This window comes from Undibacterium sp. WLHG33 (assembly GCF_049544815.1).
GTDB lineage: Bacteria > Pseudomonadota > Gammaproteobacteria > Burkholderiales > Burkholderiaceae_D > Undibacterium.
Genome location: NZ_CP186697.1, coordinates 3,073,840 through 3,091,120, shown reverse-complemented (window position 1 = coordinate 3,091,120; position 17,281 = coordinate 3,073,840). Strand labels below are relative to the sequence as shown.

The window sequence follows — 17,281 nt, the reverse complement described above, 5'->3', positions numbered from 1 at the left end:
GCATGGTACTCACGAGTTGATGAATGCAATTCTGGATTTCGATATTCAAGCAAAGAGCATAAATTGCATTGTAACACGATCTCAATTTTTGCAGTTTTAATTGTGAGTATCTCTGAAAATACAGTCTGCCACCGATCATGCAAAATTAACGTTACACGAAAAGACAGGAAAAAATACCGAAACTCACACGCAAAAATTAGAATTGGTATTTTAAGAAAATGAAAATGAACTTTTTTTATTGTAAGTGTTAATCGGGTGTTTAAAAATATCGAATCCCTAGGCTTTAAGTCAGGAAAAAATGGTGCGCATTCAGCACGCAGCATGATGATAGTTGAGTTGTCGTTGCTGCTTGAGGCACATCCTGAAGGCGCTGATCTTGGTCGCATTAAGGAGGATATCGAAGTCTTTAATATCCTTCAAAAGCCAACGTCGAATTCACGGCGGCTCACCTATCGCCATTTGCTGGATTTGTATGGACTGGAAGATCGTATTTGCCTGTTTCGAGTTTTTAGAAAATTGTGGTTGCAGGCACCCGAGGCGCGAGCAGTGTTGGCATTGCAGTTGGCCTTGTGTCGTGACCCTTTGTTGCGCCTTGCAATGCCCTTGATGATAGAAACTAAACCGGGTGTAGGTGTTAGTCGCCAGCAGATTGAAGATTTATTGGAGGCGCATAACCCAGGTGGTTATAGCCCAGCTTCTAAACAGTCGTTTGCGCAGAACATTAACGGCAGTTGGACACAGGCGGGGTTTTTGGAGGGGCATGCGCGCAAGACGCGAGTTCAGCCGCAAATTCATGCAGCAAATGTCGCGTTTGGATTGTTCATCGCCAAGCTGCAGGGATTTGAGGGGCAGCGTGCCTTTAATAGTGATTGGTGCAAATTATTGCATCCGTATGCGAGCGAATTGTATCCATTGGCAATGGCCGCTTCCTCGCGTTCGTATTTGCGTTACAAACAATCGGGTGACATCATCGAGGTCAGTTTCCCTGGATGGCTAACAGAATCAGAGAAGGAGCAGTTACATGGCTGATCGTATCAGCAGTCTGTTGAAAAACTATGAAAGCCACATTAGCCTCCCGTGGCCGCAATTGAGCTCGAGTGAAGAGCGCACGATGTTCTTGATGTACAAGCCCGAAGACGAAATGAAATTGCGTGCACGGGTTGCTGAGTTTGAATTAGCGACTACCAAGTATCAGCACCCGTGGATACTGCTTGATATCAGCGACAGTTTTGCAACTTGGTTAGCAAAGCAAGATTATGCAGAATCGTATTTCGAAGACCCTGAATACTTGGTCGGCAATTACGAATACTTCGCCAAAGAATTGGTTGAAAGTTTAGTGCAACAGATCACAGATAAACAAAACGATGCGACTGCTATCGCCTTACTCGGGTGCGGCACATTGTTTGGTATTACTTCAGTGGCAGATTTGGTCAAAAATCTCGCTGCCAAAATCACTGGGCGTTTGCTTGTATTTTTTCCAGGTGAACAAGAGGGAAATGTATACCGCTTGCTCGACGCCAAAAACGGCTGGGGTTACCTCGCCACAACCATTAAAGCCTAAATTGAAAGCACAATAGGATAGCCCATGCTGAATCGTGATATTTTTCAGAACGACCCTGTAGAAAGTTTTTTAGCGAATAACGGCGTTGCTAAAGTCACAGACGAGAAAACCAAAGAGGCCTTGTCGACGCTCGAATATGAACTCAAAACCTTCGTTTGTGATGGCAAGTATCAGCAAGGGATTGAGCTGATTCTCTCAAATTACCTCACCAGCCTCAAAACCAACAACGAACAAAAAGGCGTGTGGATTTCAGGTTTCTTCGGTTCGGGTAAATCACACTTAGCAAAAATGCTGAGCAGCCTGTGGGTCAATCAGGCTTTAAGTAATGGTCAGACTGCTCGCGGTGTGGCCGATCTGCCGCAATCCACCAAACAGCTATTTGAAGAACTTTCTCAGCAATCAGTGTTACGTGCAGGCTTGCATTCGGCGTCCGGCACCTTAGGCGCGTCGGCTGGAAAAAAAGTGCGTCTCTCCTTACTGGCGATTATCTTCAAATCGGTTGGCTTGCCTGAGCTCTACCACCAAGCAAAATTTTGTCTCTGGTTGCAAGAGAAGGGTGTGCTTGATCAAGTGAAGCAGCAAGTGATTGCCAAATCCTCCGAGAAAGACTCCGAAGAAGCTTGGGCAAAAGAGGTTCGTAACATCCACGTCTCGCCGATTCTGCATCAAGCAGTCCTACAGGCGATTCCAGAGCTAGGCTCTGATGGTAAAGAAGTACGCGAAATGTTGCGCAGTCAATTCGCAATTGTTGATGATGTCAGCAACGATGAAATGGTGTTGGCAATTGTTGATGCCATGCAGCGCAACGGAGAAATCCCACTGACCTTAGTCGTGCTCGATGAGGTTCAGCAATACATTGGCAACGATGTCGATCGCGCGATGGATATTCAAGAAGCGGTTGAGACCTGCTGTAAAGCGAGCAAGCTCAAGTCTAAGCTTTTATTTATTGGTACAGGCCAGAGTGCTTTAGCAGGTATGGCAAATTTGCAGCGTCTGATGGGTCGTTTTCAAATTCCCGTTCAGCTTGAAGATACTGATGTTGATGCTGTCATTCGCAAGGTGATTTTGCAAAAGAAAGAGAGCGCGCGACCACAGATCAAAGAGGTCATCGACACCAATCTCGGGGAGATCTCACGTCATCTACATGGTTCTACGATTGAGCATCACAAAGACGATGAACGTTACGTTGTAGCAGATTATCCTTTGCTGCCAGTACGCCGTCGTTTTTGGGAAAAAGTCTTGCACGCACTGGATGTGACAGGAACGGGTTCGCAATTACGTAACCAATTACGCATCGTCCATGAGGCGTGTAAATCAAGTGCGCAAAAGCCCTTAGGCAATGTATTGCCTGCAGATTTTATCTACGATCAAATCGCGACGAACCTGTTGCAAACCAATATGATCTCGAAAGATATTTACGAGACTATAGGCCGTAAAAAGGCAGGGGACGATACAGATAAAGCACAAGCGCGAGTGTTGGCATTGATTCTCTTGATCGGCAAGCTACCAACCGACGTGGATCATGGCATTGCGCCAACGGAAGAGTTCTTAGCTGATTTGCTAATCGAAGACCTAAATAACGACAAACACAGCGTGCGCAGAGATTTGCCAGGCTGGCTCAACGACTTGCAAAAAGAAGGTTTGCTGATGAGCATGCCGACCGAGCGCGGTCTCGAATATCGTTTGCAAACCGCAGAGAGCGCGCAATGGTACGACGAATTCCGTAAGCAGAAGAATGACTATCGCGGCAACCCCCAGCGCATTGAAGGCTACAAGCAACAAATGATTCAAGCCTATGTGCGCAAGGCGGTCAGCGATGCTCGCCTGGTTCAAGGGCAAAGCAATGTCAGCCGTGCGATTACTTGTAGTTTTGATGCAGAGTTACCAAGTGATAGCGCAGAGAAGCTTTATGCGTGGGTGCATAACGCTGCAGAAAAAGCATTTATCGACGCCGCGCGCGCTGCAAAGCCAGATCAAGCGACGATCTACATCTATGTGCCCAATAGTCATCAATCCGATATCGCTGATGCCATCATCGAGCTAAAAGCCGCCGAAATGACGCTAGAAGTGCGTGGCAACGCCAACACCGAAGCCGGTCGCGATGCACGTTCCGCGATGGAAAACAGCCGCAATACTGCCGAGCGCAAGCTCAATAATCTGCTCAAAGAAATTTACGGAAATATTCAGGTCAAGTTGGCTGGTGGTGCTGATGCAGATGGCGATACCTTGCCTGAGCAAATCCGCAATGCAGGTATGAAAGCTGTTGAACGCTTATACAAAGAGTTTAATTCGGCAGACGATGCCAAATGGGAGAGCGTCTACAACAAAGCCAAGCGTGAAGGTGGTGAAAACGCGATTGAGGCCTTGGGCTTTAAAGAAGAGGCGAGCAAGCACCCGGTTTGCCAAGCGCTCTTACGTTTTATTGGCGTTTCAAAAACGGGGAGAGAGGTTCGCGAAAAATTTTCTAACGCACCGTATGGCTGGCCTCAGGATGCGATTGATGGTGCCGTGTTCGCGTTGTTAGCTTGCGGCGCGCTCACTGGCACCGACATGACCGGTCAGTTGGTCTCAGCAAAAACCTTGGAACGTTCTGCATTGACTCAAGTCACACTACGCCCAGAAAAAATTCAATTAAGTAAAATTGATTTAATTCACGTGCGTAGCTTGATAAATGCCTTGCTTAACGATCAAGGCATTACCTGTAATGCCGGTGAAGAGCAAACCAATATCGTCCCGGCATTGAAGGCCGCTCGTAACCTGGCACACAAAGCCGGTGGCGATGCGCCATTGCCACAAAGCCCAAGTACAGATTTACTCGACAATTTGTTAATGAAGGCCGGTAATGAGTTGCTGCGTGCTGCGCTCGATGCGCGCAAAGAGATCGAAGCCGAAGTCGAGCAATGGAAAAACACCATCGCCCTGATCACAAAACGCCAATTGCAATGGCAAGATCTGGACGACGTGCTCAAGCACTGCAAAGGCTTAAGTTTTGCTGCCAACATCGAAAACGAACGGCAAGCTATTTTCCAAAACCGTAGTTTATTGGCAGAGCCCAACCCGATTGATCCGCTGATCAAACAAGCCTTCACTGGCATTCGCGACGCAATCGTCAATAAGCATGGTGAGTTTGAAGCAGAGTATCAACGCTGCCGCGATCAATTGGAAGGCGATGACCAATGGAAGAAACTGACCGCTGAGGAACAAGCTCAGATTTTGCTCGACCACCATATTGATCAAATACCAGCTTTACAGTTAGCAGACAACGATGCGGTGCTAGAGAGTTTGAATCAATGTAGCCTCAGCCAATGGAATGACAAGCGCGCCTCATTAATGTCTAAGTTTGATGCTGCGCGCCATTCTGCCATCGCCAAACTGAAGCCTAAGGTCAAACACCTACAAAGCCCACGTCGTTTAATTGAAAATGAAAGCGACTTGCAAGCGTGGCTCAAAGAAGCGGAAGCACAAATTCGCAATGAATTAGCCAAAGGCCCTGTGGCGATTGGTTAAGTAGTCCAACTTTAGATTTTGAAGGAACACCATGCGTCAAGCACTGGATAAGAATTTGCGTAATGCATTAGAGCGCATCGTAGTGAACGCCAGAGAAGTTGCCGAACAAGCGGTGCGTGAAGCGATTACGCGCTTAGGCGTGGCAGAGCCACAAGCGCCTAGCTATCTCGATGATGCAGAAAAACAGTTACGCGTGAAGTTGCGTGCCCATGCGCGCCAACTGGGTGACATGAAGTATGCCAACGATACGCAAGATGTCGATCTACTGATCGCCGAAGCCGCCTACGAACATTGGCATCGCATGCTATTTGCGCGGTTCTTAGAGCAAAACAATCTCTTGATGTTTGACGCGGTGACGCCTCTGACTTTGGATGAATGTGCAGAGCTGGCCAATGAAGAAGGCCTTGCTAGCCCCTGGGCGTATGCGGCACAATTGGCGTCAAAAATGTTGCCGCAAGTGTTTCGTCAAGATTCACCGATTTTTCAACTTAATCTCGCCCTGGAACATATTCGCGATCTAGAAAACAAAATTGCCAGCATTGCCCCAGAGACCTTTCAAACACAAGACGCCTTGGGTTGGGTGTATCAATTCTGGCAAACCAAGCGCAAACAGGACGTGAATGATTCTGGCGTCAAGATCGGTGCAAAAGAACTCAGCCCCGTCACCCAGCTCTTTACCGAGCCCTATATGGTCAGCTTCTTGCTCGACAATGCACTCGGTGCCTGGTGGGCGAATAAACGCCTAAGCGCCAACGATATCGCAACCGCCAAGACCGAGCAAGATTTACGCGAACGTGCTGCACTGCCTGGCGTGCCACTCAGCTATCTACGTTTTGTTGCCAACACCAAAGAAGGCGAACTTGCCTGGCAACCCGCCGCAGGTAAGTTTGAACAATGGCCGCAGCATTTAAGTGAACTCAAAACCCTAGACCCCTGCTGCGGCTCTGGTCACTTTTTAGTGGCGGCGTTTTTGATGCTAGTGCCTATGCGCATGGCACTCGAAAAACTCAGCGCACAAGAAGCGGTGGATGCGGTACTTCGCCAAAACATCCATGGCCTAGAGCTAGACCAACGCTGCGTAGAACTTGCCGCCTTTGCCTTAGCGCTTGAAGCTTGGCGTTACCCAGATGCTGGCGGCTATCGTGCACTGCCCGAATTGCATATCGCTTGCACGGGTTTATCTGTAAAAGCAGCCAAAGCAGAGTGGAAAGCCTTGGGCATCCAACTTGAAGATGCGGGTGGCAAAAAGAATTTAGCAATTGCGCTTGATTGGTTACATCAAACTTTTGCTGATGCGCCTGTGTTGGGCAGTTTGATCAATCCGCGCAAATCGGATGCCGCTAAGATCGTGCAGTGGGACGAACTCTCAGCTGCGTTGAATCAAGCATTGAGTTTGAATGCAGATGGCCACAACGACGAGAGGCATGAAGCGGGCATTGTGGCGCAAGGCTTAGCAAAAGCGGCGACCTTGCTAGCTAGTGAATTTAGCTGGGTTATTACGAATGTTCCTTATTTAACAAGAGCTAAGCAAGATGAAGTGTTGATGGAATTCTGTGATAAATATCATTTTGATAGTAAGAACGAGCTTGCATATTCATTCACTGATCGATGTATAGCTTTTTGTAATGATGGAGGTGTTTTTAGTGCTGTTTTACCTCAGAATTTCCTCTATATGAAAAGGTATGTCGAATTTCGAAAAAGGCTTATAGAAAAAACTCGGTGGAAGAGTCTCGCTCGATTAGGCGCAAGGGCGTTTGATTCTATAACAGGCGAAGTCGTTAATGTTTGTCTTTTAACTTTGCAAAATAGTCAAATTGGCGAGGACTATATTCGTGGCCTTGAGTTATCCAAGAACAGTAATTCAGATACTAAGAAAAACGAACTGATTAAGACGGACTTGCTCTCGATTCTTCAGCGTTCTCTTGTTAAAAATGATGATAGTGTTTTTACATTTCGACTTAACGTTGACGGCCTATCTACGTTGGAAAAATTCGCTACTTGTTATCAAGGGCTTCGATCGGGAGATGCTAACAGGTTTATTCAAGAGCATTGGGAAACTAGCAGCATCCAGTTCGGATGGGAATATTTCCAAACTTCCTCGGGAGATATGGATAATTTTTTCGTCGGATGCAGCGGGAAAATATTTTGGGAAAATGGCATTGGAAGTTTGGCGAGATATGCGAAGGAGAATCGTGAAAAATTGCATGACATGCACGAGAGTGGAAATCGATCCTGGGGTAAGCCTGGAGTCGCAGTTGGTCAAATGACTTTGCGAGCATCGCATTACTCTGGAGTTAAGTTTGACAATCCGGTTGCAGTGATGAGCCCGATAAATGATGAGCATCTTCTGGCACTTGTAGCATTTTTAGACAGCGACGAATTTAGAGATAGAGTAAAAGAAGTAAATCGTGGAGTGTATGTAACAAATGGAGCGCTGCTCAAAGTCAAATTTGACCTCGAGTATTGGTTAGGTATCGCCTCAGAAATGTACCCAAATGGTTTCCCACATCCATACACAAGCGACATCAGACAATGGATTTTTCACGGCCACCCGTGCGGCGCAGTAATCTGGCACGAGCAAGATAAAGTCACGGCTCTAGGCGCATTGCGTCGTGACGACTCAGTAATGCAAGTCGCCTTAGCGCGCCTCCTAGGCTATCAATGGCCAGCCGAATTAGATCCAGAGCTGAAACTCGCCGATGAACAAAGACATTGGGTCAAAGCATGCGCAGCCTTATCGCATTTAGTCGACGATGATGGGATCGCTTGTATCCCCGCAGTGCGTGGTGAAAAACCCGCAGCCGACAGGCTGGAAGCGATGTTGCAAGCAGCTTATGGCGAAGCTTGGAATATCAATGTACTCAACGAACTACTTGCTGCTGTGGGTGCGGTTAGTGTAGAAGCCTGGTTGCGTGATAAGTTTTTTGAGCAGCACTGTAAAATGTTCGGGCACCGCCCGTTTATCTGGCAAGTGTGGGACGGTTTGAAAGACGGCTTTAGTGCTGTCATCAATTACCATAAGTTGACCGCTGATAATTTGGATCGACTCATCTACACTTATTTAGGCGATTGGATACGCACGCAAGAGCAAGGTGTTAAAGACAAAAAAGACGGTGCCGATATCCGCCTCGCTGCTGCTTTGAACTTAAAGACTGAGTTAGAGAAGATCAAAGAGGGCGAACCTGGGTACGATATCTTCGTACGCTGGAAGCCACTGCACGAGCAACCTATAGGCTGGAACCCTGATCTAAATGACGGTGTACGCCTCAACATTCGCCCCTTCATGTCGGCCAAAGACATGGGAAAAAAAGGTGCAGGCATCTTACGCGCTAAACCGAATATCGATTGGAAAAAAGACCGCGGCACCGATGTAGCAACTGCCCCGTGGTACCACCTCGGCCCCGTCTATGGCGAGAGCGAAGGCGCTCGTATCAATGATCATCATTTGACTCGAGCCGAGAAGTTAGCTGCGCGCGAGAGATATGCTGCTGAAGTGGCGTTGCTTGGTGAATCAAGTATTGACAAAACCGCTGCTCTAGCAACAGGGAAGTCTGAGAAAAACAAAGATGGGCAAGCGAGTTTGATTTGAGTAATTTGTCTTTGAAGTTGGATTTTGGAAATTTCGCTAGACACGAGTTTTTCATTGATGCAATCAGCCCCCGATTAGATTTGCGATATTTTTTTGCGGTTTGGGTATTTCTTTGGAGTTAAATTTCATCCTCATAGGTCAACAATGACAACCATTAAAGAATTACTTGTTTCTGGCAGTAATGGTACAACCGATAAAGTATTGATAAGACAAAATTACTCGTTACAAAAATCACTCTCAGGTACTAAGAAAGTTCCGACGACGTTTACATTTATTCTTAGTAGTAGCGGAGAAGAACTAAATTTCATATCTGAAGTGAAGTTTCAAGCTCTATCTACAGATGTAATCTACGAAGTGCGGTAACCCTACGTTTGGGTACGAAGTTTATTTTTTGTTATTTTCTACGTATTGAGAAAACGTTCCTTTCTGAAAGGCTAGAAAGTGACAAAATAAGAACGTAACATTGATTTTGCACGGTAACAATGTTAATGTTACCGTGCATTTTTCATGTTACGGTTTCTTTTGAGATAACTTTTCGGCACTATTTAATCATGAACCCTTCTCTTAACGATGCTAAGCCTGGGCAGGCATGCAGCTATATCAGTGAGGTCTTCCGCCCTTGCCGGGAACTGGGGGCATGGGATGCTGCCGCCACTTTGCCTTTATACCTGCAAGCCAATTGGATTTTTCGCCGCATTGATGTGGCTGGCATGGAATGTCTCTTGATTTGGGATGCATGGGGTGAGCAGCAGGAAACCGCATCGAACCTACGCAAGCACATTGAAAAGCTGCGCGCCAGTACAACGATGCCGATTATTTACGGCGTCAGCGACACCACCTCATTTCACCGCAAGCGCATGATCGATCAAGGCATTGCCTTTGTGGTGCCTGGCAAGCAATTGTATTTGCCATTCGCTGCTTTAGATTTGCGCGAGAATTTTGCTGCCTACAAATCACAGCCTGTTTCTCGTTTAAGCGCTTGTGCGCAACAGTTGGTGTTGCTGGAATGTTTGGGATATTGGCAGCCACAATGTCCGGCACAAGAATGGGCGGCACGATTAGGCCTTAGCAAAATGACGGTGTCGCGTGCTTACAGCGAATTAGATGCATTGGGCATTGCGCATTTCGAGTTGTTGGGTCGACAGACTAATTTGTATTTTAAAGATCGCGGTCAAGTACTTTGGGAAAGAGCCCTGCCTCATTTGAGTAGCCCCGTGAAGCGCGAAGTCAACATGAGTCGACGTATTTATCAAGAGTGTCGAGACAGGTTTCAATGGATGCAGCAAGAGCTAGTGAATTTAGAATGCGCTGCGGGTGAGTGGGCATTATCGAAACTTGGCATGCTCGCTAGCCCCAAGCAAGCTTGCTTTGCACTTGGTAAATTGGAGTGGGAATGGTTCACCAAATTCAGTCCAGCAATCGAAGATGCTCGCTATGACGAAGACGTCGTGCATATTCAAGCCTGGCGTTATGACCCAAATTTCCCAAAAGACCATCGCCAGAATTTGCATACAGTTGATCCGCTATCACTGTATTTGAGCTTGCAAGATATGAAGGATGATCGGATACAGATTGCACTCGACGAGCTTTTGGCGCAAGTATGGAATCGTGTGGAGAAGAAATCATGATTCAAGGGCTTGAAAAATTTCGTGATTTTTTCAAAGGCTTTGAAGATCACTATACCCTCATAGGTGGTGTGGCCTGCGAATTGAATTTAGACGAAGCTGGTATTGATTTTCGTGTTACGAAAGATCTCGACTTGGTCTTGGCAGCAGAAGTAATGACACCTGAATTTGTGCAACGATTTTGGGAGTTCGTCAAAGAGGGTGGTTATCAAGTAAAACAAAAGAGTAGCGGGGCAAAACAATTCTATCGCTTCAGTGAGCCGCAAAATTCAGAGTATCCCGTGATGCTAGAGTTGTTCTCTCGCGCAATTGATGGTGTTGTGTTGGAAGCCGACGCAACTCTTACACCGATACCGATGGACGATGACATATCTAGTTTGTCAGCGATATTGCTTGATGAAAGTTACTATCGTTGCCTTCAAGATGGGAGGGTGTTAATCGACGGGGTCGCGGTACTATCTGCCGAATACATTATTCCGTTTAAGATGCGAGCTTATCAGGATCTTCGCTTACGTCGCGAGCAGCATGGCGAGGGAGACGCGAAACATATCAGCAAACACAAGAATGATGTTTTTCGTATGGTTCAACTCCTCTCACCGCAACAACGAGTTAATTTGCCAGAAGAGATTAAAGAGCACATGCGTGGCTTTATTGAAGCGATGCAATCTGAGTCGATCGATCTTAAAAATTTAGGCCTAAGAGGCATGACTGTTGACACTGTTTTGGATGTTTTTCAGCAGGTGTACGGCTTGAACGAGGACAAGCAATAAAACGCTAAAGAACGAACAGAGAAGTGCTTTGGCCTTCGATAATTGATAGATGGGGCATCGTACCGATGCACACGGAGTTGTAATTAATGAGTAAAGATCTTTATTCCCAAACGCCTTTAAATGTACTGGTCGCGCAGCTTCGTTCTTGCGCCGGCTACAAACCGCAGTCAGAAATGCAACCTGCAGCGATTTTGTGGACCGACAAAGAGTGCCAATGGCAGTCCGCCATGCCTTTGCTGAAACAGGTTCTGCCGGAACTGATAGAACTGGGTAAATATGATCCCGCTGCGCGACGAGGTCCGGCGATTTGGATTAAATGTGCGATTGCGCGCACGGTCGGCGATCTTCCACGTGAACTTACACCTATCATTTATTTGCCTGGCCTGGCTCGCAAAGATATGCGTGCAATTGAATTATGCCCAGAGGAGCTTAAACCGCTTGCAGAGCTGCAATATCGCGGTGTGTGGTGGGCGACGCCAAATAATAGTCGTGATTGGTCAGTCTCAGCATTCTTGACCAATAAGACCGTAGGTCTTGAACTGGATTTGGCGAAAGATGAAAAATCGCAACAAGCGCTGCTGGATGTATTGCCCTATTTTTTGCAAGAGCGCACAGAGACATTGCAAGGTCGTCGTTTGAGCGCTAAAGATTTTCATCAACTGGTGGCCGATGACCCCGTACGCGATTTGCTCTTGTGTTTGAATGACCCAACGATATCCAACACGTGGGATGAAACGAAGAAATCGATTTTCAAACAGCACGTTGCGTCGGTGTTTGGTCTGCAGGGAGATTTAAGTAATCAGACACAAGCCTTGCATTACTTATGTGAGGCGCAAGGGGCGTGGGCTGAAGTGTGGGATCGGTTTGTACAAATGGCGCATCGTCTGCCACGCCTGGTGGCATCGATGAAAGAGCTTTCACCCCAGGGTTTGGCCTATGATTCTAGCCATTATCTGAGCGTGAATTTGCACGACGAAGCAGAGTTGGCAGAAGCACTCTTGGCATTGCCCAATACTTCTGAAGACGATTTACGTGGCCGTTTGCATCAGCTTCTCGAAAAGCATCAAGCTCGGGCAAATTGGCTTTGGTATGAGCTTTCATATTCGCCTAACCTGGAAATACTGCAAGCCTTGTGTGAGGTGGAGCAATCAACCCGCTCTGTATTGTCGGGCCCAGATGCCGTGACGATGGGGAAAGCCTATGCAAAACAACATTGGCAAACCGATGCTGCGGCGCTAGCAGCGATGGCGAAGGCGAGCGATGATACCCAACGCCAAATGGTTGCGGCGATTTTGGCAGTGATCTATACCCCGTGGCTTACCGGTGTCGCTGAGAATTTTCAGCGATTGGTACAAGAACACGGTTATCCTGGGCGAGCGAAGAATGAAATTAATCAAGCGCACTCTGACTATGAGTTAGATAGCCAAGTCGTATTTTTTGTTGATGGCTTACGCTACGACGTTGCACAAAAAATACTTGCTCATTATTCCAAGAAGAAAAACTTGGCTGTGGAACTCAGCTCGAATTGGTCAGCCTTACCATCGTTGACCGATACCGCCAAAGCGGCTGTCACACCTATTTTCGATTTGCTGACGGGTTTATTAACAGCCGATGACTTCAAGCCCATACAAGCACAAACAGAGCAAAGCTTTTCAAGTCACTTCTTGAAGACTTTGTTAAGTGAGCGAGGCTGGCAATATTTAGACGGTATTGAAACCGGCGACCCAACTGGAAAAGCCTGGGTGCAAACGGGTGATATCGACAATGCCGGGCATCAGGAGCAATTACGTCTGCCGAATCGTATCGATTCGATTTTGCAAGAAGTCGAAGCACGCATAGATAGTTTGATCAATGCAGGGTGGCGGCATATTCGTTTGGTGACAGATCACGGCTGGCTATGGGTGCCAGATCAATTACCAAAATCTGAGTTACCTAAAGATGTTACAACCAAGTTGTCTCGACGCTGTGGGATTATCAAAGGTAATGTCGCAACATCACGCTTAAGTCAGCCATGGCATTGGAACGAGAACGTTCGTATTGCGATGGCGCCGGGAATCAGTTCTTTTACCGCGGGGGATTACTACAACCATGGCGGTTTGTCCTTACAGGAATGCATGACCCCAGTGTTGAATATTCATGTGAAGGCACAAACCGTAGTTAGTAGTGAAGACTGATTTCCTTCACCTGCCACTAAATACAGAATTGTGTTTGATACGCGTCTGCTCGACTGTATTTTCGGCAATGGTCGTCTGACTCGCTACTGCGTCAAACTCACCTCGTTTGAAGAGCACAATCAGTGTGTTGTCGCGCTCGACGCCGAGTGCGTCACACATTTCATGAACATCGTCGAGTGCCATTTGGCGTTTGAACTGGTCAAGTTGGCTAGACGTATTGTAGATGCTGAAAATATTCGCTGTGACGCGCTTATCCTTAGTAGCCTCGCCACCACCAGGGTTGACGATATCGTTGAAGACAATGCGTTCGCCTTGCTTGAGTCGTTGAATGAAATCTAAAACACGACTTTTAGCGGCGCTTTTGCCGAGATCGTAATGGTCGTAGCTAACGCCATTGACCCATTGCGCTTTGATCCAATTTTGATGTTCGCCCCTTAACGCACGTTTCGCCTTGACGTAAGGCGTTCCATCTTTGAGATACTCCTCACGTATCAGACGTATGGCTTCGAGTAAGTCATGATCTTTCGTGTAGCCACTGAAGTCGGGCTGATTTTGGTTTAATAGTGCAGGTACCACGCAGTAGCTATCAGTGAAGAAAACCTCATCGTCGATCACTTTTCGATTGCTAACCCAAGCCGCATTTGGGCGGACATTCGTGCCGCGGTCGAAACCCGTAATCTCATAACGTTCACAAATTTGTTCAAAAACTTGTTTGAGGCCATCGAATTGGTCGCTATTGTCACAAGATTCGAGATGATTGAGTAATTCACTATAGGCACTGATTGCATCGAGATTGGTGTAATGTTTGGCATGGGTATTGTGGTGGTAGCCACATGCTCGTCCTATATTAGCTTGCACGACGGCGGCAATGTTTGCGATGGTGCTGTCCCAGGTTGCGATCAAAGATTCTTTCATGCTCTGGCCAAAATTAATGCCAGCTCGAAAACCAGCGACCGTAATAGCAACTATTTTTTCGTCAAAAAGCTGCGCCGCTTCAAATTCTTTTTTGAAGTCATCAAGGCTCACGAGTTCTTCTTCATCGGTATCACTTAGACTTTGCCCGATGATGAAAATTTGATCCTCATTCAAACCATTCTTCAATAGAATTTTCTTAGCTTCCTGCGCAGAATTGCCTGGCACACGCACCAGTGCCCATCCCGCACCCTGATGCTGATGGAACTTTGCGAGGAAATCACGGCGCATCAACGAATCGTCACAAAAATTTCGTTGTGTGCGGTCGAGTTTGACGACTTGGTGAGCAGCATGCATTTGACGTATGCCATGATAATCTCCGCTCGTTTTATGAAACACCAATTTTGTATGAAACTGCTGGCGCAAAATGGATTCATCACCTGCCGCATATAGCGCGCTGAAAGGTGTCGCGGAAATGAAGACGACGTGCCCAGTTAAATTTTCTTTTTCAAGATAGTCGAATACTTTGCTATAACGAATGCCCTCAGATAATGATCCGTAATGGCATTCATCAATGATGATCAGCTTTGGTGCTTGATGCTTAAATTCCGTCGCTAAGGCGTGTTGGAAGTGATTGAAATTACTCACTACAACATTTGGTGCCTTCAACATGTCTTGGTTTGCTTGGGCGAGCAGCGCGGTATCGGCCATGGTTACCAGGTAAAGGGTGTCTTTGAGTTGCTTACGATCGCAAATGTCTTGGTCACCCAAAGACTGACGTTGCAAGCAGGCGAGCGCTAAAGCTACGCCTGATTTACCCGACTGCATTTCAGCTGCAACGACAACAGCTCTGGCGCCGCCATTGATTGCCGCAGCGGCCTTTATCGCAGCACTTCGCTGATGTTCGAAGATACCTTCAAGAATTAACTGAATATGTTGCCGATGTTTATTTGCGATTGAATGCATAAATAAATTTTTGAAGTAAAGCATTGTTTAGTGCCAGTGAGAAAATGGCACTAAACAATGAAGTTCGTTATTTTGATGAATTTCAATCAATAAATAAGGTCAGGAACGCCACTAAATTGACTTTGGTCATTAATAGTAGTCTCAACTTCTGGGCCTTCGTTGACTGCTATTTTTCTGTTCGTTGCTTCTTGATCCATATCGCCGCGTTTGAAAAGTACAACCAAGGTGTCGTCATAGGCGACATTCATCAGTGCACAAATTTCTTGCATGTCTTCATGTGACATGATTTTTTTAGCGACGTCGCGGCGAGAGACGTTGTAGACACTAAAAATGGTAGCCGTCATTGTCTTGTTGGACGAGAGTTCTCCACTACCCGGCATGACAATTTGATTATATTCCTGAGGTTTTTTATTTCGCAGGTTTTCGGTAAATAGAATAGTGCGCTCTTTCATCGTACCGATTTTGAGGGCTTTCTCTTTGTTGTCATAGGTATCTCCGTTTACCCACTGCGCTTTAATCCAACTCTTATTGCGACCACGCATTGCTCTGTTGCCTTTGACTTTGGGACCGTAGTCGCGAAGAAATTCATCTCGAATAATATTAATCGCATCTAAAAATTGAGTATCTGTTGTGTATGCACGGTAGTTCGGGCGCTCTTCTTTAAGCTGAGCAGGGATCGCGACAAAATCTGCAGTTTGATAGGTTTCAACATCGCCAATCGGTTTACGCTTCTTGCTATTGACTGTTAATCCAACATCAAGACCTTGGACGCGATACTCAGCACAAAGCTCATCAAAAAATTCACGCAGTCCTTCGAAATCCGAAGCTGCGTGTTCGTTCGTTGTTTTTTCTAAATAGTCGAGTGAGTCAGCATATGCCATGACCGCATCAAGATTGGTGAAGTGGATCGGTGAATGATTTTGATGGTAGCCACAAGCGCGACCAATATTGGCTTGAACAACAGCTGCAACACTTGCGACGGTACTATCCCAAGTAGATATAATGCTGTTTTTCATCGATCCAAAATTAATGCCAGCACGACAGCCAGCAACAGTGATAGCGATAAATTTTTCTCCAAACATTTCGGCATCGCTATATTGTTTTTTGAATCTCTCAATAGTGGTTTGCTCATCTTCGGAAACGCCTTGAAGTGATTTTCCAATAATATAGATATTGTCTTCGGAGATTCCCTTAGACTTGAAGTAATCTTTAGCCGCCATAGCAGTTCCAGCAGGAACACGAACTAATGACCAGCCTGGACCATCAATTGATTTGAAGTGCTCGATAAAGTGACTTCGTTCAGGCGATTCGACAAGAAAGCTTCGGCTACTACTTGGCAAAGGAAAGACCTTATTCGCTTTTAGCATTTCCCGCACACCAAAATATTCATTACTTGTTCTGTGAAATACAAGTTTGGTTCCAAAATTCCTACGAATAAGGGAATTTCTGATTAGTTCAGCTGCTTTTTCTTCGGCTTCTTTAGCTACGCTCAGATCACCCTCAGCTTGCGCAATTTCGGCTACTTCAATCGCCTGTTCATATGCTTCTTCTGCAGCGTACAGGGCACCAAAAGGTGTGGCGGAAATAAACACAACTTTGCACGTGTTATGTTCTTCTAGATAATCAAATATTTTGTTATATCTAACAGCAGATATATTTGAACCGTAATGGCATTCATCAATAATAATTAATTTAGGTGGGTTATTTTTGAATTCACTTTCTAAATCCGCATCGAATCGATTGAAGTTGCTGACGACAACATTTTTCGCAGCAAATAAGTCTTTTTTTGCTTGATCTAGCAGAGCAGTGTCGACCATTGTGAGTAAATATAACGTATCGCGTAATTTGCCTCGATTACTGATCTCGTCGTCTGATAGACTTAAGCGTTGTTCGCAAGCGAGTGTAAACCTCCCCCAATCAGTGCCAGGTATTACTAGAGTTTTGAGGTTGATGAAATAATCGGTATTCAACAGGTGTCATCCCGTTGAGCGAATCATGTGGACATTGCTCGTCAAGTGCTCACATTTATTGACTGTTAATTGTTAAAGAACCGCGAATACTTACATTCTTTTCTACTTAACTCTTCCGAGTTTTGCTTCGCATCGTTGTGTGCGTCAGCAGCATAGAAACGAGATTATGAAGCACTTCACTCTCACTGTCAACTCCCTTCACGCTTC

General features: G+C 46.2%; 10 protein-coding genes. 8 read left to right on the top strand and 2 right to left on the bottom strand.

The genetic code is table 11. The features are described from left to right. The first annotated feature begins 321 nt into the window (after positions 1 to 321). From ACOTSW_RS14040 to pglZ, 8 genes are all read left to right on the top strand, one after another. Positions 322 to 1,029, top strand: coding sequence for a hypothetical protein (locus ACOTSW_RS14040; RefSeq protein ID WP_423679682.1), 708 nt, complete (start codon positions 322 to 324; stop codon positions 1,027 to 1,029). Continuing rightward, positions 1,022 to 1,561, top strand: coding sequence for a DUF1788 domain-containing protein (locus ACOTSW_RS14035; protein ID WP_423679681.1), 540 nt, complete (start codon positions 1,022 to 1,024; stop codon positions 1,559 to 1,561). The genes ACOTSW_RS14040 and ACOTSW_RS14035 overlap by 8 nt, the downstream gene beginning before the upstream one ends. Positions 1,562 to 1,585: 24 nt before the next feature. Further along, the gene (gene brxC / locus ACOTSW_RS14030; protein WP_423679680.1) at positions 1,586 to 5,068 is read left to right on the top strand and encodes a BREX system P-loop protein BrxC; all 3,483 of its coding nucleotides are present in this window, start codon (positions 1,586 to 1,588) and stop codon (positions 5,066 to 5,068) included. Positions 5,069 to 5,099: 31 nt separating this feature from the next. Then, on the top strand, positions 5,100 to 8,657 hold the full coding sequence (locus ACOTSW_RS14025; protein ID WP_423679679.1) for an Eco57I restriction-modification methylase domain-containing protein: 3,558 nt from the start codon (positions 5,100 to 5,102) through the stop codon (positions 8,655 to 8,657). Between the two features lie 144 nt (positions 8,658 to 8,801). Beyond that, entirely contained in the window at positions 8,802 to 9,020 is a 219-nt protein-coding gene (locus tag ACOTSW_RS14020; RefSeq protein ID WP_423679678.1) for a hypothetical protein, read from the top strand. A 188-nt stretch (positions 9,021 to 9,208) separates the two neighbouring features. Then, positions 9,209 to 10,285, top strand: coding sequence for a hypothetical protein (locus ACOTSW_RS14015; protein WP_423679677.1), 1,077 nt, complete (start codon positions 9,209 to 9,211; stop codon positions 10,283 to 10,285). Continuing rightward, positions 10,282 to 11,052: a hypothetical protein gene (locus tag ACOTSW_RS14010; RefSeq protein WP_423679676.1), complete on the top strand. Its 771-nt coding sequence runs from the start codon at positions 10,282 to 10,284 to the stop codon at positions 11,050 to 11,052. Before ACOTSW_RS14015 ends, ACOTSW_RS14010 begins: the two co-directional genes overlap by 4 nt. 86 nt (positions 11,053 to 11,138) lie before the next feature. Further along, positions 11,139 to 13,226 carry a BREX-1 system phosphatase PglZ type B gene (gene pglZ / locus ACOTSW_RS14005; RefSeq protein ID WP_423679675.1) on the top strand — a complete coding sequence of 696 codons (2,088 nt, stop codon included), beginning with the start codon at positions 11,139 to 11,141 and terminating at the stop codon, positions 13,224 to 13,226. Between the two features lie 6 nt (positions 13,227 to 13,232). On the opposite strand, the gene ACOTSW_RS14000 is transcribed toward pglZ, so the two are convergent. Both ACOTSW_RS14000 and ACOTSW_RS13995 read right to left on the bottom strand, forming a co-directional pair. Then, positions 13,233 to 15,104, bottom strand: a complete 1,872-nt coding sequence (locus tag ACOTSW_RS14000; protein ID WP_423679674.1) for a DEAD/DEAH box helicase family protein — start codon at positions 15,102 to 15,104, stop codon at positions 13,233 to 13,235. 86 nt (positions 15,105 to 15,190) lie between these two features. Continuing rightward, a complete protein-coding gene (locus ACOTSW_RS13995) occupies positions 15,191 to 17,074 on the bottom strand; it encodes a DEAD/DEAH box helicase family protein (protein WP_423679673.1) in 1,884 nt (627 codons plus the stop codon). Positions 17,075 to 17,281 lie beyond the last annotated feature (207 nt).